This window comes from Candidatus Chlorohelix allophototropha, from assembly GCF_030389965.1.
Lineage (GTDB): Bacteria > Chloroflexota > Chloroflexia > Chloroheliales > Chloroheliaceae > Chlorohelix > Chlorohelix allophototropha.
In genome coordinates this window covers 1,382,909-1,409,383 of sequence record NZ_CP128400.1, presented here as the reverse complement: position 1 = coordinate 1,409,383, position 26,475 = coordinate 1,382,909, and the positions used below count along the sequence as shown (strand labels likewise).

The window sequence follows — 26,475 nt, the reverse complement described above, 5'->3', positions numbered from 1 at the left end:
ATTGCTGGAGGTAATTATTAGTTGAGTTCAGTTGAACAGAATAAACCCTTTAGCTCTGACCAAGAAACCTTGTTCAGAGAAAGAGGAAACACCTCTGCGACTCTGGAGTTTGAGAAGCTTTCAGAAATGAACAACGAAATCAAACCTTTTAAATTCGGGCATCCCGCCGATAAGGACGATGAAGCCCCGAAATGCCAGTTTGATATTTCAGGCTCTTTCCAGATTTTGAATTCAAAACACGCCACGCTAAACCAGAACCAGAACAAATCGACAGCAAGTCGGGAACGCCTGTTTTACGCCCTGCGGCTGGTAATGGATTCTTTACTAATTTTGCTGGCATTTGGGCTGGCTTATTTCGTGCGCTATGTTTTACAGATTGGGGTTGAAGTTCTTGAAGAATATCAAGTTCCCTTCACCAATTATATTCCAATTGAGTTAGCCTACACCTTCGTTTTGTTAGTCACTCTCCATTTCAAAGGTTTCTATCGCCGAAAACAGGTGCTCTCATTTCTTGACGAACTCGGCACTATCCTCAGTTCTACTCTAATCGCAGTTGCCAGTATGATGGTGCTGGTTTTCATCAGCCGTCCACTGGCTTTTAGCCGTCTCATGTTTGTTTTTCTAATCCCTACAACCATTTTAACGCTGGCAATAGAACGCATCGTAGTTAAGAGGATAAGACGCTCACTGTGGCATCGTGGAATTGGCGTACGTAGGTTACTGGTAGTAGGAGCGACAGATGCCGCCTCACGTCTGATGGATGCAGTAGTAGCCAACCCAGATCATCGCTATCGGCTGGCTGGTTACGTTGATGATGAAACCCGCTTTTCGGAGTGGATTTTACCACCACGCTATTTGGATGGGCAACCGGTATCTTGCCTAGGTACTTTTGATAACTTGAGTGCACTTTTATCTTCGCATAAAATTGACGAAGTTATTATCGCCCTACCCGCAACGCACCATACCACTATCAACGATATAATAAATATATGTAGAGAAAGCGATGTTGATTTTAACCTGATACCCGATATTTTTGAGATGCGCCTCGACTCGTTGAATTTCACCGAGATTAATGGCGTACCACTGATTGGATTCAAGGGTACTAATCTAACTGGTTGGAATTATGTTTTAAAACGGGCGATGGATATTACCTTAGCACTCACCACGCTAATAATCCTCTCCCCGTTCTTATTATTGATCGCCTTGCTTATCAAACTGGATTCTAAAGGACCGATTATCTACAAACAGACCAGAGTAGGCAAACACGGTAAAACCTTTACCTTCTTTAAGTTCAGATCAATGAAGGTAGGCTCAGATCAGCAACTGAATAACCTGACCCATCTCAATGAAACCGGCGGACCTACTTTTAAAATTGCCAATGACCCTCGCCGTACCAGATTGGGGAAATTCTTGCGTCGCACCAGCCTTGATGAATTACCTCAGCTTTTTAATATCCTGTTCGGGCAAATGAGCTTCGTTGGACCACGCCCACCAATTGATCGAGAAGTGGAACAGTATGAGGAATGGCACTATCGCCGCCTTGAAGTGGCATGCGGGCTAACTGGTTTATGGCAGATAAGCGGGCGAAGCAAACTCTCGTTCGACGATATGGTGAAATTAGATATATACTATGCTGAGAACTGGTCGCTCTGGCTAGATTTTAAAATCCTGATTCGCACAATCCCGGCGGTTCTTAAGGGGGAGGGAGCATACTAGGAATCAATGAAAGTTGCACTTGTACACGATTACCTGAACCAATATGGAGGAGCCGAGCGAGTGCTGGAAGCAATAGCCGATATGTTTCCAGAAGCCCCAATCTACACTTCCATTTATGATAAGAGATTGATGGAAGGAAAGTTTCCGGGTCATAAAATATATACCTCTTTTATGCAACGATTTCCGGGTGTTCTCAAACGCCATCAGATATATTTGCTGGCTTACTCCTTTGCTTTTGAGCATTTTGATTTGAAAGACTACGATGTGGTTATCAGTAGTAGCAGCGCATGGGCGAAGGGAATAGTTACTCCTCCCAATACCCTGCACATCTGCTATTGCCACGCCCCAATGCGCTTTGCTTGGGATACCCAAGATTACGCCCGCAGAGAAAACATGAGTCGGCTGGCTAAAATCGGGTTGCCTTTGGTAATGGAATTTGTTAGACTGTGGGACATATCTAGCGCCGCCCGACCACACTTCTATGTGGCAAATTCGCAAACCATCGCAGGGCGTATCAAAGAATACTGGGGACGTGAGGCAGTAGTGATAAATCCCCCGGTAGAGGTTGAGCAAATCCCCTGCAATTATGGTCCGCGTGAAGATTTTTATTTGATGGCATCGCGCCTAATGCCCTATAAACGTTTGGATGTTGGGGTAAAAGCGTTTCGGGAACTGGGATTGCCCTTGAAAATTGTGGGAACCGGACGCGATTTGAAAAATTTGAAGGATTTGGGCGGCTCAAATATTGAGTTTTTAGGCTATGTATCGGACGAAGAATTGTATGAATTATTCGGTCAATGTAAAGCCTTCATCCAAACCGGCGCGGAAGATTTCGGGATTACTCAGGTTGAGGCTATGGCAGCAGGTGCGCCGGTAATCGCCATCAAGCAGAACGGACCCGCCGAAGTAAACATCGAGGGGCTAACCGGAATGTTCTTTGATGAACAGTCTCCCCAATCTCTAATGGAAACAGTACAGCGTTTTGAGCAAATGAGCGCCCAATTCGACTCACATATAATTCGCAAGCACGCGGAAACTTTTAGCCGTGAAATCTTTATCAAACATTTCCACGAACAAATTGACTTTTGTGTACGCGAATTCAAAGCAGCACAGCAAAAAAAAATTTTGGCGATACGCCCTTTGAGTGATACGGCTGAAATGCCCAATATCAAAGAGCAAACGGCGCAGTAACAGGTAACAGGGAATGGAACTCAGAAAATACGGGCGAATCCTTTTTAGATATTGGTGGATAGTGCTGCTCTTTACCGTTGCGGGCGGAGCGTTAGCTTATATCCAGTACAAATCCACTGCCTCCAATTACCAAGCAGCTTTTGAGGTCAATGCCGGGCGCAACGACCCTCCACCTGACCAAACCAACAAAGGTTTTCAGGACTATTTCAATTATTACCAGTTTATCTCGTCTGAATATGTGCTAGATGACTATGTAATGATTGTAAAAGGCAGCGTCTTTTTAAACGACGCAGTGGAAAAGCTGAAAAGCACCAAATACCCGCTATCCCCGGAAGAACTCAAGGGCAATTTCGATGTAGAGCGTAAACACCGCGAGATTACCTTCACGGTGCATACTGACACCGAAGATAAGGCGTTGGTAATATCCAAAGCGCTGGCTGATACGATTGTGCAAAACGCCGGTAAATATATTGCACATGGTGATAATACGCAGTTTTCAGCTAATTTGATTGATTTCCCGACCAGTGCGGTATTTAACAGTGGGCGCAACCTACTTGTATCCAGTATCCGGCTCATAGTGGGTCTCATTTTGGGAGTAGGGTTAGCTTTCTTGCTGGCGTATCTTGATAACAGGCTGAGAACTCCTGAAGATTTCAAGGAAGCGCTGGGTTTACCCATAATTGGGGTCATCCCTGCAAAATCGCTATTACCTTTCGGACAAAATAATAGCAATGGTGGTAATTATAATCCTAGTAGCTCCGAGCCAGAGCAAATATCGGCGCGGCGGTAACAAAGGGTGTTATGCAACTCAAGGATTATATAAACGTCCTGAAAAAAAGATGGTGGCTGGCATTGCTGGTAGCAATGGTAGCGGCAGGAGTAGCTTTTGGATATAGCCTCAGCCAGCCAAAAACCTATCAGGCTATCGCCAAATTGCAAGGTGATGTGGGCAAACCGGATAATAACCTGTGGGCTTCACTAAAAGAGCAGATAAATGGCTACCCTGCCCGTTTCGACTCGGTTGAGTTTGCTTCTGCCATTAATGAGCGGGGCAAATTTGATCTTCCAATTGACGAAATCAGAGGCAAAATCAAAGTACAGGCGCGACCAGCCGAATATACCTTTGTAATTACCGTAGATGATACGGATGCAAAACGTGCCGCCGCTATTGCCAACACCTCCGGTCAGATTCTGGTGGATGAAAACGAGCAAAAAATTGCCGGATATAACCAAGATCAGCAGACCTATATTAAATTAACCAGTCCTGCCGCAGTACCTGATAAGCCTAACGGACCGCGTACCAACCTTAACACCGCCGCAGGAGCAGCATTAGGACTTGTCATTGGTTTGATATTTATTTTTGCTGTTGAGTTTTTTGACGATACTATTAAGAGCGAAGAAGAGTTAAAGCGTTTGACCGGATTGACGGTGTTGGGAAGTGTACCGATTTGGAAAGGTACAAGAAATGATTCCTCTTACAATTCAACTATTAACACCGATGCCGCTGCGAACAATTCAAGACCGATCAAAGCAGGCAGCAAACGCGATTAACGGAAGGATTTTTTAACCTAGCATGAGCAATTCCAGTATAGGGGGTATAGAGAAATTGGTGACATTGGCAGATCCGCGTTCACCTGCCGCCGAAGCATACAAAGACTTACGCACCAATATTCAATTCAGCGGGCTTGATCGCCAATTACGCGCCTTGCTTATCACCAGCGCGCGCCCTGATGAGGGCAAATCTGAAACACTAGCAAATCTAGCGGTGTCCTTTGCCCAAGCCGGAAATAAAGTTTTAATGATAGATTGTGATCTGCGCCGTCCGAGTCTCCATATTCTTTTCGGATTAGAGCAAGAACCCGGTCTATCAAATGTCATTCTTGAAGCGGGCGGGTTTGCCTCGTCTTCAAAGAACGGTTCAGGGATTGGTTCAATCAAATTCCCGATCCTGGAAACCGGCGTGCCAAATTTGCGGTTGCTACCAGCCGGGTTGCAAGCTCCAAATCCTGCCGAGATTCTTGGCAGTAACCTGATGCGCGAAATAATCGAGCAACTTCGCGGAGAAGCTGATTATCTTTTCTTTGACTCGCCTCCCCTTTTGGCAGTAACCGATGCAGCAGTATTATCCACTCGTTTGGATGGAGTGCTGTTAACGTTAAAAGCCAATAAAACCAAGCGGGATGATGCTAAAGAAGCGAAAGAACAACTCGAAAAAGTGCGCGCCAATATTGTAGGCGTGGTGCTGAACGAGGTGAAAAGCGGCGCAAACCGCTACAGTTATTAATTATAGGATTGAACTAAATAGAATGAACCTGTTGAATTTCCTTTCATTAAGCGCATCCCCACCTCCCTGCCGCGCTGTAGCGCAGTAAGCAGGAGAGGCATACCCCCAATTATTCCCTCAATTCAGCTATAGGCATAATTGCCAAGTAGCTTGTTTTTGGATTTTGCCTCCTTGTTTTTCACTTTATGTAAAGTTAATTAGATTATGATTCACCGTGTAAAACCGGAGGTTAATATATGATTGGCTCAGAAGAATTAATACTCACAAAGCAACAGGAAAAAAAGAGAAGCGGTGGAATTGTGCTTCTGGTGATGGCAGCAGGGATTTGGGGAACAGTCGGGGTTTCCTCGGCACTGCTCAATCGGATAGAAAGCACACCCGCGCTAACAATCGGCTTTTTGAGGCTGGCTTTTTCTGCTCCCTTTCTATTGGGAGTAGCCTTTTTCACCACCCGACGCAACCCGTTCAAAGCTAGATTGCGCGATTTACCGCTGTTCGCCGCGCTGGGAATCGCAATGGCAAGTTACCAGCTTTTTTACTTTATGGCTATTCCCCTCTCCAGCGTAACTCTGGTAGTAGTAGTGGCGTTATGTAGCGCACCGGTAATAGTCGCGTTACTCTCGATACCGATTTTTAAAGAGAAGTTGACGGGTTCGGTTATCCTAGCGCTTGGACTGGCGCTGGCAGGAACGGGCTTGCTAACCCTAGGCGGTAGTAGTAACAGTGGTGATTTTCTCAAACCGGAGTATCTACTTGGAGCGTTGCTGGCTTTAGGAGCAGGGCTATCGTACTCAAGTATTACTATCTTGTCCAAACTAGCAACACGTCACACAAAGTCCGGCAACAGCCAAACAATGGCTCTATCGTTTACGTTTGCGGCGATTCTGTTGCTAGGGGGGGCTTTGCTCACGGGGAATTTAAAGCTAAACCTAGCGCCGGGAGTTTGGATGATGGCGGCATACTTGGGACTGATACCAACCGGAGTAGCCTACATAATTTTTATGCAAGCGCTCAGACGTGCCACTGCCACCGCCGCTTCAATCGTTACTTTGTTAGAACCGGGAGTGGCAGCTTTTCTGGCATGGTTGTTGCTGGGTGAAAGCGTTAGTCTCTTGACACTTGCTGGAACAATAATGCTGGTAGTAAGTGTATGGATTCTCTCAATTAGAAAAAGTTAACGACGAGAAGGCAGGAAATAACTTTCGCGTACATAGGCTGTTTCTAAACCGAGTCGGTGGAGGTTATGCTCCGAGCTTCCACCGTAAGGGGTTTGAGCGGTAATTATTTGTCTGCCGCGCCGCAAGGCTTCTTCAAGCATAGCCCGCAAGAGCGCACTCTGTACACCATGCTGCCGAAAATCCGGTAGGGTACTGGCGGAATAAAGCCCGGCATAATTGCCGTCTTTACTTAAAAATAGAGTTGCGCCCCCTGCGAGTTGGTCATGAATATATGCCAAGTAGCAAATTTGCTGGGGATGCCCAACACTTGCCCTACTGACTGCCTCCCAAGTTCTGCGGAAACCGCCTCTCAATTCAAACCCTTCACATACCACTTGTGCAAATTCTTCACGTTGTTCAGGAGTTACCAGCCGTATTTGAGCCTCTACGGAATGATTCTCTGCTAACGGGGGGAGACTACCGGGAATATAAGCAAGAACACTGCTACGAGCTTTAGAAGTAAAACCGCGCTCTTTAAGCAAAGTTGATAAGTTGGTCGGCTTTGAATGGTTTTCAATCACATAAATAGTACAGGAAACCTTCAGAGCATAAGCGCGTTTAACTATTCGGTCTATGTCATCGCTAGAAGCGGGTTTGCTTAGTCCTAAACCAAGTACGCGGTTCAAAAAGCTAACATTCGGAGCTTCGGTGCTGGCAAATTGGAATAGACCGTTGCTGATAATAATGTTCAACCCCAAATCCATCATAGACGGACCAATAGATTGGAAAAATACTGAGTAGGACTCCATTTCATAACTCTCGAATTGTCCCACCTCCAACTCGTTTATTTGCATCTATAACCACTCCGATAATTGGTTTCTATAAAATAAAGGTTCAACACCACCTAGAGATATTCGTTAATTTGCAGCAATTCCACGCTTTACAGCATATAATGCGGCGTGCGTTCTGCCCGGTAAGTTCAATTTATTGAGAATACTACTCACATGAGCTTTTACCGTTTTCTCGCTTACCGAGAGGTCACGGGCAATTTCCTTATTGCTCATTCCTTTGCCTAATAAGCCGAGAACTTCACGCTCACGTTCGGTCAACTCTTCAATCGCATCCGCTTCCTTAGGAGGAGCTAACACCTCATGCATGAGTTTCTTGGCAACTTCAGGATGCAATTGGACTTCGCCACGTTCGGCAGCCAGCACCGCTTTCACCAAATCTTGGGGCTGTACATCTTTTAGCAAATAGCCGGTAGCGCCGCTACGAATAGCAGTGAACACTTTCTCGTCATCGGCAAAGCTGGTAAGTGCAATGACTTCGGTTTCAGGGCGCATCAACTTAATTTCTTTGATAGCAGTCAGACCATCCATAACAGGCATAACTAAATCCATCAGAACTACATCAGGATGCAATTCTTTGACTTTTTGAAGAGCTTCCTTGCCGTTGCTGGCTTCGCCCACCACTTCAATTTCGTCTTGCAACTCAAGAAAAGTTATAAGACCTTGGCGTACAACCGCATGATCATCAACAATCAAAACTTTAACCGATTCGTTGCCATCCGTAGCCATTTCTTATAAGCTCCTTTAATATATTCCTAAGCCAACCGGACGCGGCGCTACCAACAAAGGCAAAATTACTCTTATTTTAGTACCTTCACCGGGTTTACTTTCTACATGTAACGCACCACCGGCTAATTCCGCTCTTTCCCGCATACTGGTCATACCTAGAGATTTTCGTTCTGTGCTACCACTGTTAACTACTTCCTGTGGGCTAAAACCTACTCCGTTATCGTGTATAGCTAACTCGGCTTGCTGGTCATCTATTGTCAGTTTAATAAGAACCTTGCTTGCCTGAGCATGTTTCATAATATTATTCAAGGCTTCCTGAGTAATGCGATAAAGGGTTTGTTCATGCTCATTAGAAAGTCGTCGTTCTCCGAATACATCAAATTCAATATCCAGATGTTCCTTTACCTTGACCGACTCAATATGTTTTTGAAGGGCTGTAATCAAGCCCTGTTCTTCCAAAGCAGCAGGGCGTAATTGAAAAATTAAAGCGCGCATTTCCGCCAACGCCCCTCGTGCCATAACCTGCAAACGATCGAGTTGCGCCTCAACTCTCTCAGGTTTTTTAATAAGCATTGCCCGCGCCGATTCGGCAGTAAGAGTAATGCTGAAAAGAGTCTGAGTAACCGAGTCGTGCAGGTCGCGCGCCAAACGGTTGCGTTCCTCTAATGCAGCTACCAGTTGCGCTTGTGAATATAGTTGGGCATTTTCTACTGCAATACCAATCTGGCTACCGATGGCTTTATATAGAACTATATCATTATCGGTGAAGTTTTTTCGGAAATCGCTGGTCATAGCAATTACGCCCACTACGCCACTACTACTGGTAAGAGGGATACCCAAATAGCTCCTGATATAGCTTTGTGTTTGTATATCTGGATGAACTCGCGAGTCTTCAAGCACATTATCATTTAGGTAAATTACTTCGCCGGATTCGGCAACTTGCCCGGTCATATATTCGCCCACCTTCAACCCTTTGTTGAAAATATTCAACGACTGATCTGATTGGGCGCGATGCAACACTAATCGCAAAATCTGGCTATCAGGCGAAACTAGAAAGACCGCACAACGCTCCATTTCCGACACCGAAATAAGTTCTTCCATTGCGTCATTAAGTACCTGATCGAGGTCGAGAGAGGCACTAATAGAAGCCATTACACGGTTGACAGCAGTTAATTCGCGGTTGCGGCGGCGAGTCTCATTTAAGGAAGATTGCAGACGATTGCGGGAGATTCTTAAATTTTCCGCCATGCGACCCATTGCCCCGGCAAGGCTGGCAACTTCGTCATTGCCTCGCGATTGAGGAACAGAGACATCATAATTATCTTTGTGGATGGCATCAGCCACAGAGGCAAGCTCACGAAGAGGGCGCGTTATGCTGCGAGTAATCAAAGCTGCTACTATAATGCCGCCGAGAGTGGTCATCAACACCAGAACCAAAGATAATATGGTAATCAAAGTACCCTGATCACGTGCCGCTTGGATTTTACGAGCAATTTCTTCACGATATAAGCTAAGGTCGTTATTGATGGCGGTAATCAGGTTATTCTTTTGTTCGCGCGCCACCCTTTCATAGGTGCGAATAGCAGTAGTTTTGAAATCTTCAAGGTTTATAGCGCGAATCTGATTAATTGTGGTAGAAAACTTATCGTACAATTCTTGGGTCTGGCTGGCGCTACGTTGAGTTAGAGAAAGCGATTCAAAGGCTTTATTTAGCTGAGCATTGGCATCTTCATAAATCTTGGTAGCTTCAGAAAATTCCTTATCCGTATCAGCCGGATCAAGGCTAAGAAGCACACCACGTGCGGCGTTAAACTGGCGCTCTACTGCCAGTTCCAAACGTAATACCGAGTCTGTAACCTGTTGGTCAAGTTCTTCCTGAGTACTCAGGCTGCTCCCCGATTGGCTGGTATAAAGAATGGCAGCAAGAGCAACCACGAGACCCATGAAAGCCATAGCCAAGAACCCGGCAAGAATCCGCCCACCTAAACTATTTCGCAGCGGGAAAACACCACCCTGAGAAGATTGCTTGTACAGCTCTTCAGTTCCAGAATGGGCAGCCGCTACTTGTGGCTGGTTGCCAATATTGAGTTTGTTCCTATCCAGCGAATCGGGCATGCTACAACCTGTTCATTTTGAGTTCAACGGCTGCTTAGCTACTACAGTGAAGATATAAATGAAGGTTATATAACGCTAAATATTATACTAATTTCCTTTGACCTATACAACAGTTAAAATATTATGTTAAAATGAATTCAAACGACTGTAGTTATGGAAAGGAGAACCCGGGTGGCTAAGCAAACGCCAAAAGCCAATAGTGCTGCAATGGTCACAATTTTCGATTTTTTCACTTTCTTTCTTGGTCTGGCGATGACTACTTTGGGGGAGTTCTTTGCGCTGGCGGGCGGAGCAAATATAAACTTCGGGCTGGCTGTTTTTAGTGTTTTGATTATTATAGTTGGTATCGGTATCAGCACTATCCGCGAACTAACCAGCGAAAATGCCGATGACGAAGACGGCATCCGTAAAATTTACGGCTTTGTATGTTTTATTACCGGAGTAGCGCTAGTGGTTATACCCGTAGTCAGAGCAGCATTTTTGCTTATAAACGGCGGTATGGATTTAGGCAATGCCCTGCTTTTGAGCTTCTCGGTGGTAGTAGGCGTAATTTACATTTTTCTTGGATATTCATGGGCAGGCGCGTTCGACCCACCACCCGATAGCGATTATTAATTCTCGCCGCACCGGGTGGATTCAAATTTCACAACCTGTAGCAGGTATCCTAGGGCGGCTGAAAAGCCGCTCTTATAGTATAATTTGCCTTGTGCAATAAAATCTTTTGTCAAAATTTCGCATTTCTTGAAGAAGGACGGTATGGCTAACGAGGAAAAGTACGTCGAGGAATTAGCTGATAAAGAAGACGATTTCAGCGAGTGGTATAACGAACTGGTAATTAAGGCGCAACTCGCCGATTACGCGCCTGTACGCGGCTGTATGATTATACGCCCTTATGGTTACGCCCTTTGGGAAAATATTCAGCACACGCTAGACACTCGGTTTAAAGAGACCGATGTGGTCAACGCTTATTTCCCACTGTTCATCCCCAAGAGCTTCCTTGAGCGCGAAGCCGAACACGTAGAAGGCTTTGCTCCTGAAGTAGCATGGGTTACACGAGGTGGCGGAGAAGAACTGGAAGAACCCCTTGCCGTGCGCCCTACCAGTGAAACTATCATCGGCTACAGCTATGCCAAGTGGGTACAAAGCTATCGCGATTTGCCCATCTTGATTAACCTTTGGAATAACGTAGTACGTTGGGAAAAACGCACTAAATTATTCTTGCGTACCGCTGAGTTCCTGTGGCAAGAAGGGCACACTGCCCACCGCAGCCTCGAAGAAGCCGAAGAACGCACTCGCATGATGCTGGATGTATATCGCTCTTTCGCTGAAGAAGATGCTGCTATTCCGGTCTTTACCGGGCGCAAAAGCGAGAACGAAAAATTCGCAGGCGCACTCCGCACTTACTCCATCGAAGCGATGATGGGCGATGGCAAGGCGTTACAGTCGGGAACGAGCCATAATCTCGGTCAGAATTTCGCCAAAAGCTTTGACATCCAGTATCTAGATAGCGACGGACAGCGCAAGTATTGCTCCACCACCAGTTGGGGTCTCAGCACCCGCATGATCGGCGGCATCATTATGGTACATGGCGACAAGAACGGGCTGATTTTCCCGCCACGTCTTGCCCCGCATCAAGTGGTAATTGTACCGATCTGGCGCAAGGAAGAGGAAAAAGTAGCCGTTCTCGAAATGGTCGAGCGCGTCAAGAAATTGCTCAAGGGCAAGGTGCGTGTAACTGTCGACCTGAGCGAAAATACGCCGGGCTGGAAGTTTGCCGAATACGAAATGCGCGGCGTACCGGTGCGTATGGAAATCGGACCCCGCGATGTGCAGAATAATAGCGTGGTGCTGGTACGGCGCGATAGTCGCGCCAAAGAATTTGTAGGCGTGGACGCACTCACAGAACGTTTGCCCGTGCTGCTCGAAGAAATCCAGAAAGCGTTATACGACAAAGCTAAGAAATTCCGGGACGAGCATACCTACTATACCGACAACTATGATGAATTCAAGCAGATTCTGGAAGAAAAGCGTGGTTTTGTCCGAGTCCCTTGGTCGGAGGACAGCGCGGCGGAGCTAAAAATCAAAGAGGAAACCAAAGCCACCGTGCGTGTGATTCCTTTTGACCAACCCGCAGAGGGGATGCAAGGTAAGAAGTGTTTCTACACCGGCAATCCTGCCACCTGTGAAGCGCTTTTTGCCCGCTCGTATTAAATAATAGCGGCAGTTTGAGTTAGCGAAGCGAGTATACAAAGATGAGCGAGACGAAGGGGGGCGAAGGTGCTCCCCTAGCGCCCCACACAATGGAGGAAATGGTTGCGCACCTAAAAGAGCGCAAAGCCACTGCTTTACAATTGGGTGGGCAAAAAGAAATCGAGCGTCAACACGCCTCCGGCAAACTCACCAGCCGTGAACGCCTAGAATTGTTTTTTGATGGCGGGATCTTTACTGAATTCGGGATGCTGGGCGACCATCACTCCAGCCATCCCGACTTAAAGGGGCGAAAATTGCCCGCCGATGGAGTGACTACCTGCTACGGGCGCGTTAACGGACGCATGGTAGGGGTAGCTGCCTACGATTTCACAGTGCTTGCCGGGTCGATGGGTTCTACCGGAGAATACAAAGTGGCTATGCTGCGCGAAATGGCAGCAAAATGGCAAATGCCCATCGTGTGGCTGCTCGATTCTTCGGGGGCGCGTATTCAAGAAACCACGGGGAGTCAATTTGCCGGGTCGGGTTATCTTTTTAAAGAGCAAGTGCTAATGAGCGGGGTAGTGCCACAGGTAGCAGCGGTAATGGGCCCCTGCGCGGCTGGCACTGCCTACATCCCCGGTCTCGCCGATTTTGTGCCGATGGTGAAGGGAACCGGCTCAATGGCGCTAGGTGGCACACATCTGGTAAAAGCAGCTACCGGCGAGGAAATCGGGGTAGAAGAACTGGGCGGTTCGAGCATCCATAATGAAATCAGCGGGGTAGCCGATATGGAGGTAGCTAACGACTATGCTTGCCTTCAAGCCATCAAGGATTACCTGAGCTATTTCCCTTCTAGCAGCCAGCAGCACCCACCACCTCTCCCAAACAACAACGCCACCTCTCAACGCGAAGAAAGCCTATACAAAATCGTCCCTACCAACCCACGTCGCGCCTATAATATGCACAAGGTGATTCACAAAATAGTAGATGGCGGTATATTTTTTGAGATGAAAGCGGGTTGGGCTAAAAATCTGGTCACAGGCTTTGCCCGAATCGAGGGTAAAGCAGTAGGTATAGTTGCGAACAATCCGCTGGTATTGGGTGGAATTCTAGATGTCAATAGTGCCGATAAAGGAGCGCGTTTTATCACCCTCTGCGATGCCTTCAATATACCGCTGATATTTCTGGTAGATACGCCCGGCTTCCTCATCGGCTCTAAAGTAGAAAAAGAAGGCATCATCCGACACGGCGCAAAGATGATTTTTGCAGTCAGTTCTGCCACTGTTCCAAAACTGACGGTTGTGGTACGTAAAGCCTACGGGGCGGGTTACTTCGCAATGTGCGGCAAAGCCTACGACCCGGATTTGATCGTAGCTTGGCCTACCGCCGAAATAAGCGTAATGGGACCAGAAGGCGCAGTGAACATCATCGGGCGAAAGGCGCTGAGTGAAGCGCGGGGACAGGGAGGGGAGGTAGCAGAAGCAGCCTTACGCGCCCAGATGGAAGCCCAGTTTCGTAAGCTGATTGACCCCTATCTAGCCGCTTCCTACACCTATGTGGATGATATTATTGATCCCGCCGATACTCGTGCCTTACTGGCGCAAGGACTGGAAGCCAGCAAAAATAAACAAACGCTGCGTTATCCTCGCAAACACGGCATTTTTCCGGTCTAACCAGCCCTTTCTTTACCCCTGTTCGATAATATATAATTAGTATTATTAAGTTACGACATATTGATTTGATTTTCCTAAAAACACAATATATTGTGTATGGAATCAAATTTTAGAGCAAGGAAAGCTTTAAAAAGCTACTGAATAAATCAAATCAGAGTAACACTCTCCCATACAGGATTTTATAATTATCTCCTACAATTTGGTATAGAGGGGCTGAATAGGTACATCAATTTATTCGGACTCGCCTAAGCGTTCACGGTTGAAAAACAGGCAAGGCTATGTTAAATTGTGATATGTAAAATAGTGAGTCGCCAAACTGAATTTTCCAGAGAATAGAGAAGACTAAACCGACGTAATCGGACAAGGCTGCCCTCATATAGGTTTGAGTGGAGCGAGTCGGTTGGATGGATAGGAATAATATGCTGCTGTACATCACGCGGGAAACAACCGAATCGCCGCCTGTGTTTGCTGTTGACGTTAGTAACAGTTCTGTAAGAGCAAGCCTATATAATTCCCATGCCAACTCTTTTCTAAATCAAGAAGCCCGAAGCCTGTACCAGCTTAATACTACGCCAGACGGTGGGATAAAAACAAACCCGGACACACTGTTAAAGTCCGTTTTTATCGTTACTTATCAGGTTCTTGAAAAAGCTAGAAAGCTTTCAGCTAGAATCGGAGCAGTAGCGTTGGATACTTTCTGGCACAGCATAAGGGGAAATTGACCAAAAGGTAATGCCGGGGCGCCCAATATGCTTGGGCAAATATGCCGATGCTGCTTCCCGCTTACGGTAAGAACATAATAAGCAAGGACTTGAAAAGTCTAACTACCATTTTGGTAATAGCTTCCAGCCCAACCTAACCGGCATGAGGTTAAAAATGCAGCAAGGGAAAGGCAAAGAGATTTATATAAACAGCTTATCAAATCAAAAAACTAGCTGACTTTATAATCAAGGAGATAGCAAATTGACTAGCAGCGTAAGAGAGAAGATTGATCCAAAACTGGAAGAATTAGCCATTAATACCATCCGCTTTCTAGCGGTGGACGGTGTTCAGAAAGCTAATTCGGGGCATCCCGGCGCACCATTAGGGCTTGCTCCACTTACCTATCTACTATGGACTCGCCAGATGCGCTATAACCCGCGCAACCCACACTGGCACAACCGTGACCGTTTTATCCTCTCAAACGGACACGCTTCGATGCTTAACTATGCCATGCTTTATTTAAGCGGTTACGATTTACCACTGGAACAGCTAAAGCAGTTCCGGCAGTGGGGCAGCATTACCCCCGGTCACCCTGAATATGGAATGACTGCGGGAGTAGAAACCACCACCGGACCGCTAGGACAGGGCTTCGGCAACGGTGTTGGAATGGGTATCGCCCAGAAATTTCTTCAAGCAACCTATAACAAACCGGGACATGAAATAATCGACCATTATATCTATGTCATTGTGGGTGATGGTTGTCTTGAAGAAGGGGTAGCCAGCGAAGCCGCTTCAATGGCAGGACATCTAGAACTAGATAACCTGATTTACTTCTATGATGATAACCATATCACTATTGAAGGCGATACCAAGATTGCTTTTACCGAAGATGTAGGCAAACGCTTTGAGGCTTATGGCTGGCATGTTCAGCATGTAAGCGATATTAACGATGTGGCAGCGGTAGAAGCTGCAATCGAGGTTGCCAAACAAGTTAAAGGCAAGCCGCATTTAATCAACTTGAGAAGTATCATTGGTTATGGCAGCCCTCTTGCAAATAGCGCAAAAGCGCACGGTAGCCCGCTCGGCAAAGACAATGTAAAAGCAACCAAAGAGAAGTTGGGCTGGCCCCTTGAGCCTGAATTCTATGTGCCGGAAGAGGCGTTGGCGTTGTACCGTCAGGCAATTGACAACGGTGCACAATTGGAAGCAGAATGGAACAAGAAATGGGAAGCATACAAAGCAGCTTACCCTGAACTGGCAGCGCAACTCGAAACGGCATGGGATAACAAATTGCCAGAAGGCTGGGAAGAAGCGCTACCGGTATTCAGCAGCGGTTCGATCCCTACGCGCAACGCCAGCGGTACGGTGCTGAATGCGATTGCTCCAAAGCTACCCAACTTTATCGGCGGTAGCGCAGACTTGGCAGAATCTACCATAACAAGCCTTGAACATTATGCCGGGTTCCAGCCTAACGCCGAAAAGGGCGGTTCTTACGATGGGCGCACGCTACATTACGGCGTTAGAGAACACGGCATGGGATCAGCCGTAAATGGGGCTACTCTCTATGGTGGCTTAAGAATCTACGGGGCGACCTTCTTTGTATTCGCCGATTATATGCGCCCTAGCTTAAGACTTGCTGCCCTTATGGGTATTCCCAGCATCTTTGTCTTCACCCATGACAGCATCGGAGTAGGCGAGGATGGACCAACCCATCAACCAATCGAACATTTAGCCAGCCTTCGCCTTATTCATAATCTGACGGTAATTCGCCCCGCCGATGCCAACGAAACCGCGCAAGCGTGGAAAGTGATATTGGAACGGCAGCATAGCCCATCTTGCATTATCTTGAGTCGCCAGAAATTGCCCGTTCTCGAACCTGAGAAATACCCAACGGCAAATCTGGCTAAGGGCGCATATATCTTGAGTGAAGCCCCTTCCGGCACACCACAGGTTATCTTGATTGCTACCGGGTCAGAAGTGAGCCTTGCACTTAAGGCGCAGGAGCAATTAACGGCAGCAGGCGTACAAGCGCGAGTTGTGAGTATGCCCAGTTGGGAAATTTATGAGGAACAATCGGAAGAATACAAGGAATCAGTATTACCTTCTGACGTTACCGCTCGCCTTTCGATAGAAGCAGGTAGCCCAATGGGTTGGGAACGCTATATAGGCGGGGAAGGCGCATCGCTGGCAATTAATCACTTCGGTGCGAGCGCACCCGGTGATATAGTAGCAGAACATTTTGGATTCAATGTGCCAACTGTTACGGAATTGGCGCAAAAATTGGTAAGCAACCCAAAAGAGGGTCGCGCTCTAGCAAAAAAGATTATGAACCAATCCTTCCATCCGGGGGGACATTAATATAATTTTCGCTTGAAGCACTAAGCAGGGGGCTGAAGCCCCTTGCCCACAGCGAAAACCCCTAAATCAAAATAATCAGAGAGAGAAAGACAAGGAGTGGAGTATTTATGGGCAACCCATTGCAGGAATTGCAAAAGTACGGACAGAGCGTGTGGTATGACAATGTGTCACGTAGCTTGATTAAGGACGGTAGTTTCAAGCGCATGATTCAGGAACAGGCGGTAGTTGGCGTAACCAGCAACCCCACCATTTTTGAGAAAGCTATTAGCAGTTCAGCAGAATATGACGAACAAATCTTGCACGCAGCAAGCGAAGGCAAAGATGCCTCTGCTATTTTCGACGAACTGGCGATTGAGGACATTCAAAATGTAGCCGATATTTTCCGTCCGGTTTACGATGAAAGTAACGGGTTGGACGGCTATGTATCATTGGAAGTCTCCCCGACACTGGCGAATGACACCGAAGGTACAAAAAAATCGGCGGTTTATTATTACACCCGCGTAGATCGCCCTAACCTGATGATTAAGATCCCTGCCACCCCGGCGGGTATTCCGGCTATTACTGCCACCATTGGGGCTGGCATTAATGTAAACGTTACTCTTATTTTCTCCCTTGATTCTTATAAGCAAGTAGCCTATGCCTATATCGAAGGTTTGGAAGAACTGTCGAAAAGTGGCAAGAAAAACTTGAGTGAGATTTCGAGCGTAGCAAGCTTCTTTGTTAGCCGCGTGGATTCGCTGGTGGACAAATTGTTAGAGCAGAACGGCGCGCCAGCAGAGCTTTTCGGTAAGGCAGGCATCGGTAATAGTCGCCTCGCCTATGAAATGTCTGAGCAAATCTATAGCACCGAACGCTGGAAGAACCTCGAAGCGCAAGGCGCGCGCAAGCAGCGCTTGCTTTGGGCAAGTACCAGCACCAAAAACCCTGCATACCGCGATGTAATTTACGTAGAGCAATTGATCGGGCGGGATACGGTCAATACCATGCCACCTCAAACAGTCATAGCTTTTGGCGACCATGGTGTGGCATCCGAAACCGTAAATAAGGGTTATGAGGAAGCGAAAGCTCATGTTAAAGCCCTTGAAACTTATGGAGTCTCAATTGATGCAGTAACTGCGCAATTGCTGGCAGAAGGTGTCAAAAGCTTTTCCGATAGCTTTGAAACTTTGCTGGCAGGAGTAGAAGCCAAACGGCAGTTGGTATTGGCTAATAAAGGGTAGTATCAATTAATATTAGGGCGGGAATTTTACACACGTTTTTTACTATTTCAATCGTGCTATAATCCCCGCCCAATTTTTAGTAACAAAAAGCAGCAAATCTTTTGATGCAGTATTGTAAGAAAGGTTAAAATATAAATGGAACTAGGTTTTGTCGGCTTGGGGCGTATGGGTGCAAACATGGTACAACGGTTGGTAACTCTGGGCGGACACCGTGTAGTTGCCTATAACCGTTCTCAAGATAAAGTGCAAGAAGTGGTTAAATTTGGGGCGGTTGGTGCTACTTCCCTGCAAAATCTGGTAGATCAATTGCAAGAATCACCCAAAGCAGTATGGCTAATGGTTCCAAGCGGAGATGTCACCGAACAGTATGTGAATGAAGTTTCAGACCTACTCAAGCCCGGCGATATTGTTATTGACGGTGGAAACAGCAACTATAAAGATACTATCCGTCGCCACGATCTATTAAAACAAAAGGGGATACATTATCTTGACTGCGGCACCAGCGGCGGTGTTTGGGGTCTTACGGTCGGTTATGCCTTGATGGTAGGTGGCGAAAAAGAACAGGTAGAACATCTATATCCTCTTTTCAAAACCTTAGCCCCTGAGAACGGTTATTTACACTGCGGACCAAGCGGCTCAGGACACTTCGTCAAAATGGTACACAACGGCATTGAATACGGCATGTTGCAGGCATATGGCGAAGGTTATGAAATTTTGAAAAACAGCCGATATGACTTAGATCTGCTAGCTATCAGCAAAATGTGGATGAACGGTAGCGTAGTGAGAAGTTGGTTGCTTGAACTAGCGGTAAATGCTTTTGAAAGCGAAGGCAACGACCTGACGAATATCAAGGGATTTGTACAGGATAGCGGCGAAGGACGATGGACAGTGCAAGAAGCAATTGACCAATCTACGCCTGCTCCAATCCTAACCCTTTCGTTATTGGCTCGATTTGTCAGTCGCCAGGACGATAGCTTCAGCGCGAAGGTGATTTCTGCCCTGCGCAATCAGTTTGGTGGGCATGCAGTGCTTTCCAAAGTTACAGGGGAAATGGAAAAACAACACGGTTAATTCCCGCTTTGCCTGTCCCTTCCAAAACGACAGGGACAGGTGCAATGATAATTTCTTAAAATATAAATAGACAATAAAGAAAGTAATTACTAATATGACGCAGGCTCTCACAACCACAGCTACTCCTGCCATTAACCCGCTTAGGACTGGCATGCGAAATGAGCGCACACCTGAACCATGTGTAATGGTTATTTTTGGAGCTACCGGAGATCTTACTCACCGAAAATTGATTCCTGCTCTTTATAATCTTGCAATCGAACGCTACTTACCTGCCAATTTTAATGTGATTGGCTTTGCGCGTCGCCCTCTTACAGACGAGCAATTTCGGGAATCTCTGGTCGAATCAATTAATCATTTCTCACGCCGCCGTCCGATCATGCCGGAAGTAAAAGATCAGTTTACACAGACAATCCATTTTATCAGCAGCGATTTTCAAAATCCGGAAGGCTACCAGCGTTTAAGCGATTTACTTGGAAAACTCGATCAAGAACAAGGTACTCAGGGAAATCGACTATTTTATCTAGCTACAAACCCCAGCGATTATCCGGTTATTATCCAGAATCTCGGGGCAGTAGGTTTAGCACGCCCCCAAAGAGCCGGCTCGAGTGCTTGGGCGCGCATTATTGTGGAAAAGCCGATTGGGCATGATTTGGAAAGCGCGCAGCAATTAAATGAAACAGTAGCACAGGTGTTTCGTGAAAATCAGGTCTTCCGCATTGACCACTATCTGGGTAAGGAAACCGTTCAGAATATCTTGGTGTTTCGTTTTGCCAATAGCATCTTTGAACCGCTCTGGAACCGCCGTTATATAGACCATATCCAGATGACGGTATCAGAAGAATTAGGGGTGGAAGGGCGTGGTCCTTACTACGAAAATTCAGGTACAATTCGAGATATGGTGCAGAACCATATGATGCAATTGCTCAGCCTCGTATGTATGGAACCGCCTATCAACTTTGATGCGAACTCTGTGCGAGATGAAAAGGTGAAAGTTTTACGTGCCATCGCGCCGTTAGATACGGATGATGTAGTACAACGTACCGTTCGTGGGCAATACGGAGCGGGGGTAATTTTCGGTAAGCCGGTCAAGGGTTATCGTGAAGAAGAGCGGGTTGACCCTAATTCGGTAACGGATACTTTCGTAGCCATCAAACTTTTTGTAGAGAACTGGCGCTGGGCGGGTGTGCCCATTTATCTACGTACCGGCAAACGCTTGCCTAAACGTATCACTGAAGTAGCTTTGCAATTTAAACCTGCGCCACATCGTCTCTTCCCGCAAACTAATATTGAACCAAGCGTATTAACCCTGCAAATCCAGCCCAACGATGGTATTTCAATGCGTTTTGGGGCTAAAGTTCCCGGTCAGGCAATGCAAATTCGCCCGGTAACTATGGACTTCCGGTTCGGTCAAAGCTTTGGCAATGTGGCTACCGATGCCTATGAACGCCTAATTCTTGATGCGCTATTGGGCGATTCTACCCTGTTTGCACGCCGCGATGAAGTTGAGCAAGCCTGGACGATAGTTAACTCAATTACGGATGGTTGGAAGTATTTAATGACTCCTAACTTTCCTAATTATGAGTCGGGAACATGGGGACCAAAAGAAGCCGATGATTTCATCGAGAAGGACGGTCGCCGCTGGCGCCGGTTGTAACAAAGCGAGGTAATTAGCGGTGACCGATAATACAAATAGTAAAATATTCGGTAGTGGAACCGGTACAATCAATAGTGATTCCTTACAACAGATTATCGAACAGGGACAAGCGCATACTGTTGCACTTGAAGACATAGAAAAAGGAATAACCGCGCTCTGGCAAGCCACCGAGATGACGCGACAACCTGATAGTGAGCCTGCTGTGATGCGAGCTTGCGTTTTGAATCTGGTAATATGTACTGAAACCGATGAAGAGTTGGAGCATGCAACTAACTCGATTGCGCGTTTGACTTGGACTTACCCTAGCCGCAGTATTGTATTGCTTTCAAAGCCAAATGATCCAGAGGAAGAAATAACAGCCTGGATTTCGGCACATTGCCAGATGCCTGATCCTAAAGGTCAAAAAGTATGCTGTGAGCAAATAACTATTGAAGGGCGAGGTTCGGGCGCAGAACGCATCAGTAGCATGGTCTTGCCATTGTTGGTTTCAGATTTACCGGTGGTATTGTGGTGGCGGTACGACCTTGGCTCCCAATTTAATCTTTTCCAACATCTATTTGAAACGGCTGACCGACTAGTTGTTGATTCGCGGCTGTTCAAAAAACCAACTGCCAGTTTCAAGCAATTAGCTGACCTAGCAAAAAGTACCCAGCATAAGGTTAATATCAGCGATTTGAACTGGGCACGTTTGACTCCATGGCGTAGCGCAATTTCACAGTTTTTTGACAATACCAATTTCCTGCCGTATCTTTATGCTGTGGACAAATTGGAAATCGAGTATGAAGCGCCCTATGATATTGAACAACCGAATTTCTCTGAAGCATTGTTACTGGTGGGATGGTTTGCAAAAGTGCTTAACTGGAAACCGGCTTTTGCTCTGAAAGTGCGTGGCTCAAATGCAAGTCTGATAATCGACCGAGGTGGGCAACCACTAAACATTGAATTTCATGGGCACAATGAGCGGAAAGATGAATCGGGTGGAATAACCTCCTTACGGGTTTATTCCAGCCTACCGGATGAGAACAGGGAAGCAGTTTTTACGCTTACGCTTTCGGACGATTTGGAACATGCTCATAGCAAAATTGAGGAAAACGGGCAAATTGTTTCAACCTTCTCGGCGCTCTTACCATTGCGAGATGTAACCGACCTTATGCACGAAGAGTTGAGCGTGGTAGGTGGGGACTTGCTGTTTGAGGAAGCGCTGGTTTACGCCGGTAAGTTTGGCGGCAGCGGTAGTTAAGGATAATATGCATAATATCGACCCGCAAATTAAAATCCAAACCTTTGAAAATCTAGCGGAATTGAGCAAAGCAGCGGCAGAAAGGTTAGCCGTCTATTCCGCTGATTGTATAGCGCAGCAAGGGCGTTTTACAATTGCTTTGGCAGGAGGCAACACCCCCCGCGAACTGTACAAGATATTGGCACAACCACCGATTCGTGAACAAATAGACTGGTTCAATACTTATCTGTTTTTCGGGGATGAGCGGTGTGTGCCGCCCAACCATCCTGACAGTAATTACCGGATGGTACAGGAAAATTTGCTGGATTTTGTGGGAATTCCATTCGCCAATATCTTTCGGATGGAAGGTGAAAACCTTGATCCGGAAGCAGCAGCAACAAACTACGCCAACCTGTTACAAGAGTTCTTCGAACTCGAATCCGGAGATGGCCCTAGCCCGGAAAACTTCCCGAAATTTGACTTGATATTGCTGGGAATGGGACCAGACGGGCATACCGCTTCGTTATTTCCCGGCACATCCGCTCTTCAGGAACGGGGGCATCCGGTAGCCGCAAATTTCGTCCCAAAATTGAACGCTAACCGCCTGACGCTTACCGCTCCAACCATAAACCGGGCAGAACAAGTCTGGTTCTTAGTAGTCGGAGAGGATAAAGCACCGACTCTAAAGCGAGTTCTCGAAGGCGATTATCAGCCGCAAACCTTGCCAAGCCAGTTAGTAAAACCCAATGGAGGACGTGTTTACTGGTTTGTAGATCGAGCGGCAGCATCTCAATTGGACACAATTTAAGGGATTTATACACAAACAACCTACAAATAGACAGGAACGATACTTTTAATGAGCTTGGTTGACCTTTTAAAGAGTAATAGTAGCGACGAGTGGTTTCAAAGAATCTGGGAAGAACGCGAAGAGAAGATTTACACTGAATTATTCGGTAAATTACCTGAAACTGTTATTCGGCTGCATGAGCAAGCCTTGAAAGCTATTTTGGGAGCAGAAGCCAAAATCCTACCGGAATGGCTTCATTACGGGGTAATTGAAATTGCCCCTAACGCTCATCATTCGGACTGGCTATATGTTACCACCGGTTTCAGCCAACCTTGGAACATTGATAAAGAGACCGAGTTGAACCCGAACGGAGGCAGCGGTACGGGAATTGAAATAGTAGTGCGCACGCCTGAACGTGCCGGGTGGGCAGTGGATGTGTTGCACCGACTTAGCGCCTACCAGATTGGCGTTACCAGCAAAATAATCAAAGGCAAGGTCTTTAATTATGGCGATTGGATGCCACTAAACGGATCGATAGACCCCGGCACGCCAAATAGCAAAGTGCGTGGTATTTTAGTATCGCAGCCGCGTGATTTTCAAGCAGGTTTTTCATTACCTAGCGGTAAGGTAGAGTTGTTGCAGTTGTTAGGGATTACTGGGCAAGAATTAGCTTACCTTCTGGCTAAGGGACCTACCGCATTGGAAGATTTACTTTACGAACAGGGAGCGGCGCCAGTTATTAACCCGAATCGCGAAAGTGTAGAGCTTCCAAATCGCTTTCCACTCCCTAAAGAGCTTCAAGCCCGGTTTTAAGAGACCCTACATATCTTTGCGCCCGTAAAAGCGGGCGCGCCTTCCATTTATCAACGCCTGTAACTCTACCCCGCTCACCCCATACAATTTGGCAGTGCGACGAATAAATTCGAGGCTGGCTTCAAATTCAGGCTGGATTACTTCGTCTGCGCCCGAATTTTTTAGCATTTCAATAGTTTTTTGCTCGGTGGCGCGAGTGATAATTTCAAGCTGGGGGTTCATTGCCCTTCCGGCACGACTGGCTGCTTCAGCTACAATCGCATCTGGCACAGTTATAGCAAGCACCTTAGCTTCAGTTATATTTGCCTGTTTAAGAGTTACCTCAACCGATGCGTCGCCAAATAAGCCGATAATACCACGTTTGCGAGCCAGTTCCAGCCTGCGTGGGTTATACTCAATCACTACCACGTCGAAATTCCGGCGCATACATGCATCCACCAATTGCTGACCTACCCGTCCATAACCGCACACCACCACATGCTTTTTGTAGGGCCAACGCTCGGTCTGACCTCTAAGCCCGCGTCGGGTATAAAGCATCTCGCCAGCTTCTTTCTCTTCGACTAGTGGACGCAACGAAACCGGTAAGGACACCCCGGCATTAGCATAACCTGGAACAGCTTTACCCAACAGCCTGAACAAGCGGGTACGGAGTTGGGTTAGCCAAAGGGTTAAAGTGGGAAAGAACTGCAATAAAAGCGGATTCGCAATAATAGTAACCAGCGCTGCCGAAAGTAGCAAGGATTCAACCCGGCTGTTAATTGCCCGGCTATCAACCCCGATACGCGCCAAAACAAACGAAAACTCCCCTACCTGCGCCAGCAATAAACCGGCTAGAGCTGCGGTTTTTAAGGGTTGTTTGAACAGAAGTAATATTCCGCTGGTCAACGCCCATTTACCAATCAACACTGTAATTACCAACAGCATAATTTCAGGGAAGTTATTTACCAAAAAAACAGGGTCGATCAACATGCCGATACTCACAAAAAAAAGGCTGGCAAAAACATCGCGTATCGGTATGATTTCGGTGAGAATATCCCCGGCAGACTCAGAGCCGCTCACCATTAAACCTGCTACAAAAGCGCCCAATGCGAAGGAGATATCAAGAAAATAGGCTAAACTTGCCGTACCTAAAGCAATCGTTATCACGCCAAGCAAAAACATCTCGCGCATTCCCAACATCACCAGTTTTTGTACTATCCAAGGCATGAAACGAGTGCCTACGATATAAGCTCCCACTAAAAATAGAGTGCCTTTCAACAGTGCCAGCCCAATGCTCAAGGCTAGATTATCACCACCCTTTTCTCCAAGGGCAGGCAATAATACCACCAGCACAATAACGCTCAGGTCTTGGACAATACCCAACCCAAGCGCTACTTTGCCATGCAGCGATTCCATTTCGCCGCGTCCCATAAGGATTTTCAGAATTACAATTGAGCTTGAAATGGCAAGGAGACCTCCCAAGAAAATGCTACTGCTTAAATTTAGCCCTAGCAGCATTCCTACCGGGATTCCCAGAAGAATAGTAAGAGAAATCTGAAAGATACCTCCCAGAACGGCTGTTTTTCCTATATGTCTTAACTCTTGCAAAGAAAATTCTGTGCCTAAAGCGAACATCAGCAGCGCTACCCCGATTTCTGCCAGCACCTCTACATCGGATACTACTAATGCCGGTCCGGGGGTATAAGGACCAATGAACACACCACCAAGCAAATAGCCGATTATAAGTGGTTGCTTGAGCCACGCTGCCACTAAACCGCCCACAACCGCTGCAATAACCGCTAGAACCAACGCAGTAATCAAATTGTAGTTAGAACCAGAGTCGGTTGCCTGAATTATTCCTGCTATCCATCCCATCCCTTACTCCATCGTAGAATTGCCCCGCTAAACCAAAAGTTGTATTGGTTAATTATAGTGCAAAATCCCTGTGAGTTGGATAAAATGCGGTTAGAGTTACATACACAAACAACAGCTATAGGGTATAATTCACTAGTGTTTGTGGCTAGCTGAACTTATAATTAGATTTTTCATATGAAGTCATTTCAATATCATTCTCAATTATTAGAGCGTTTTCCTTCGGTAACCGGAGGAGTTATAGTGGCACAAGGCTTGCGTAATAGGCAAACACCGCCCGAATTGCTGGCGCAATACCAAGAACAACAGAAAGCGACAAGGCAGCTTATCGGCGATACCCCGCTTAGCCAGATACCAGCGCTCTCCGCATGGCGTTCAACTTTTTCAGCTTTTGGGGTAGAACCTACTAAATACCGCTCGGCTATTGAAGCCCTATTGCGGCGTTTAACCAAGAAGGGTGACATTCCCTCAATAAATTTGCTGGTAGATATTGGAAATCTGGTCAGTATCCGTTATAACCTGCCGATCGCAGTTTTCGATACTCATCAAACTACCGGCAGCATAACAGTACGCTTATCTGAAGGAACTGAACACTTTACACCGCTTGGTGAAAGTATTACCGAAACTCCTGAAGTGGGTGAAGTGATATTTGTAGATGAAGCGCAAATCGTATCGGCACGACGCTGGTGCTGGAGACAAAGCGCGGAAAGCGCGGCACGCCTAGAGTCGGAGAATGCCATAATCACGGTGGAAGCGCAACATGTCGATGGTCGGCGTGAAGTAGAGGCAGCGTTGGCTGACTTGCAGGAGTTGATTCAAAAATACGCGGAAGGTAAATTTAACGCGAAAGTGCTGAACTTACAAGAGCCTGCTATTTAGCAAAAAGAACAAGCAGTA

At 46.7% G+C, this 26,475-nt stretch carries 22 protein-coding genes; 18 read left to right on the top strand and 4 right to left on the bottom strand.

What is annotated here, in order from left to right; all coding sequences use genetic code 11:
• Positions 1-21 precede the first annotated feature (21 nt).
• The 6 genes from OZ401_RS18680 (at position 22) to OZ401_RS18655 (ending at position 6,369) form a co-directional block, all read left to right on the top strand.
• Positions 22-1,716, top strand: a complete 1,695-nt coding sequence (locus OZ401_RS18680) for an undecaprenyl-phosphate glucose phosphotransferase (protein WP_341470032.1) — start codon at positions 22-24, stop codon at positions 1,714-1,716.
• Positions 1,717-1,722: 6 nt separating this feature from the next.
• A complete protein-coding gene (locus OZ401_RS18675) occupies positions 1,723-2,907 on the top strand; it encodes a glycosyltransferase (RefSeq protein ID WP_341470031.1) in 1,185 nt (394 codons plus the stop codon).
• Between the two features lie 13 nt (positions 2,908-2,920).
• Entirely contained in the window at positions 2,921-3,697 is a 777-nt protein-coding gene (locus OZ401_RS18670) for a YveK family protein (protein WP_341470030.1), read from the top strand.
• An 11-nt stretch (positions 3,698-3,708) separates the two neighbouring features.
• Positions 3,709-4,458, top strand: a complete 750-nt coding sequence (locus tag OZ401_RS18665) for a YveK family protein (protein WP_341470029.1) — start codon at positions 3,709-3,711, stop codon at positions 4,456-4,458.
• A 22-nt stretch (positions 4,459-4,480) separates the two neighbouring features.
• Complete coding sequence (locus tag OZ401_RS18660; protein WP_341470028.1) at positions 4,481-5,191, top strand: CpsD/CapB family tyrosine-protein kinase; 711 nt, start codon at positions 4,481-4,483, stop codon at positions 5,189-5,191.
• 236 nt (positions 5,192-5,427) lie between these two features.
• The gene (locus OZ401_RS18655) at positions 5,428-6,369 is read left to right on the top strand and encodes a DMT family transporter (RefSeq protein WP_341470027.1); all 942 of its coding nucleotides are present in this window, start codon (positions 5,428-5,430) and stop codon (positions 6,367-6,369) included.
• Here the strand turns inward: OZ401_RS18655 and OZ401_RS18650 are convergent.
• The 3 genes from OZ401_RS18650 to OZ401_RS18640 all read right to left on the bottom strand — a co-directional run bounded on the left by OZ401_RS18650 (position 6,366) and on the right by OZ401_RS18640 (position 10,040).
• Complete coding sequence (locus OZ401_RS18650; RefSeq protein WP_341470026.1) at positions 6,366-7,202, bottom strand: GNAT family N-acetyltransferase; 837 nt, start codon at positions 7,200-7,202, stop codon at positions 6,366-6,368. The genes OZ401_RS18655 and OZ401_RS18650 overlap by 4 nt on opposite strands.
• A gap of 63 nt (positions 7,203-7,265) precedes the next feature.
• Positions 7,266-7,925 carry a response regulator gene (locus tag OZ401_RS18645; protein ID WP_341470025.1) on the bottom strand — a complete coding sequence of 220 codons (660 nt, stop codon included), beginning with the start codon at positions 7,923-7,925 and terminating at the stop codon, positions 7,266-7,268.
• Between the two features lie 15 nt (positions 7,926-7,940).
• Positions 7,941-10,040 carry a histidine kinase gene (locus tag OZ401_RS18640; protein WP_341470024.1) on the bottom strand — a complete coding sequence of 700 codons (2,100 nt, stop codon included), beginning with the start codon at positions 10,038-10,040 and terminating at the stop codon, positions 7,941-7,943.
• Positions 10,041-10,211: 171 nt separating this feature from the next.
• Here OZ401_RS18640 and OZ401_RS18635 point away from each other — a divergent pair, with 171 nt between their 5' ends.
• The 11 genes from OZ401_RS18635 (at position 10,212) to OZ401_RS18585 (ending at position 23,727) form a co-directional block, all read left to right on the top strand.
• A complete protein-coding gene (locus tag OZ401_RS18635; protein WP_341470023.1) occupies positions 10,212-10,655 on the top strand; it encodes a hypothetical protein in 444 nt (147 codons plus the stop codon).
• Positions 10,656-10,796: 141 nt separating this feature from the next.
• Positions 10,797-12,251, top strand: coding sequence for a proline--tRNA ligase (gene proS / locus OZ401_RS18630; RefSeq protein ID WP_341470022.1), 1,455 nt, complete (start codon positions 10,797-10,799; stop codon positions 12,249-12,251).
• 41 nt (positions 12,252-12,292) lie between these two features.
• Positions 12,293-13,903, top strand: coding sequence for an acyl-CoA carboxylase subunit beta (locus OZ401_RS18625; protein ID WP_341470021.1), 1,611 nt, complete (start codon positions 12,293-12,295; stop codon positions 13,901-13,903).
• 404 nt (positions 13,904-14,307) lie between these two features.
• Positions 14,308-14,625, top strand: a complete 318-nt coding sequence (locus OZ401_RS18620; RefSeq protein ID WP_341470020.1) for a hypothetical protein — start codon at positions 14,308-14,310, stop codon at positions 14,623-14,625.
• 241 nt (positions 14,626-14,866) lie between these two features.
• Positions 14,867-16,963, top strand: coding sequence for a transketolase (gene tkt, locus OZ401_RS18615; protein ID WP_341470019.1), 2,097 nt, complete (start codon positions 14,867-14,869; stop codon positions 16,961-16,963).
• 107 nt (positions 16,964-17,070) lie between these two features.
• Positions 17,071-18,183, top strand: a complete 1,113-nt coding sequence (gene tal / locus OZ401_RS18610) for a transaldolase (RefSeq protein WP_341470018.1) — start codon at positions 17,071-17,073, stop codon at positions 18,181-18,183.
• A gap of 135 nt (positions 18,184-18,318) precedes the next feature.
• Positions 18,319-19,254 carry a phosphogluconate dehydrogenase (NAD(+)-dependent, decarboxylating) gene (gnd, locus tag OZ401_RS18605; RefSeq protein ID WP_341470017.1) on the top strand — a complete coding sequence of 312 codons (936 nt, stop codon included), beginning with the start codon at positions 18,319-18,321 and terminating at the stop codon, positions 19,252-19,254.
• Positions 19,255-19,348: 94 nt separating this feature from the next.
• Positions 19,349-20,908: a glucose-6-phosphate dehydrogenase gene (zwf, locus tag OZ401_RS18600; RefSeq protein ID WP_341470016.1), complete on the top strand. Its 1,560-nt coding sequence runs from the start codon at positions 19,349-19,351 to the stop codon at positions 20,906-20,908.
• Positions 20,909-20,927: 19 nt separating this feature from the next.
• Complete coding sequence (locus tag OZ401_RS18595) at positions 20,928-22,148, top strand: glucose-6-phosphate dehydrogenase assembly protein OpcA (protein WP_341470015.1); 1,221 nt, start codon at positions 20,928-20,930, stop codon at positions 22,146-22,148.
• Positions 22,099-22,935, top strand: coding sequence for a 6-phosphogluconolactonase (gene pgl, locus OZ401_RS18590; protein ID WP_341470014.1), 837 nt, complete (start codon positions 22,099-22,101; stop codon positions 22,933-22,935). The genes OZ401_RS18595 and pgl overlap by 50 nt, the downstream gene beginning before the upstream one ends.
• A 48-nt stretch (positions 22,936-22,983) precedes the next feature.
• Positions 22,984-23,727, top strand: a complete 744-nt coding sequence (locus OZ401_RS18585; protein WP_341470013.1) for a suppressor of fused domain protein — start codon at positions 22,984-22,986, stop codon at positions 23,725-23,727.
• Between the two features lie 6 nt (positions 23,728-23,733).
• On the opposite strand, the gene OZ401_RS18580 is transcribed toward OZ401_RS18585, so the two are convergent.
• Positions 23,734-25,581, bottom strand: a complete 1,848-nt coding sequence (locus tag OZ401_RS18580) for a cation:proton antiporter (protein WP_341470012.1) — start codon at positions 25,579-25,581, stop codon at positions 23,734-23,736.
• Between the two features lie 174 nt (positions 25,582-25,755).
• Here OZ401_RS18580 and OZ401_RS18575 point away from each other — a divergent pair, with 174 nt between their 5' ends.
• A complete protein-coding gene (locus OZ401_RS18575) occupies positions 25,756-26,457 on the top strand; it encodes a B3/B4 domain-containing protein (protein ID WP_341470011.1) in 702 nt (233 codons plus the stop codon).
• Positions 26,458-26,475: the final 18 nt, after the last annotated feature.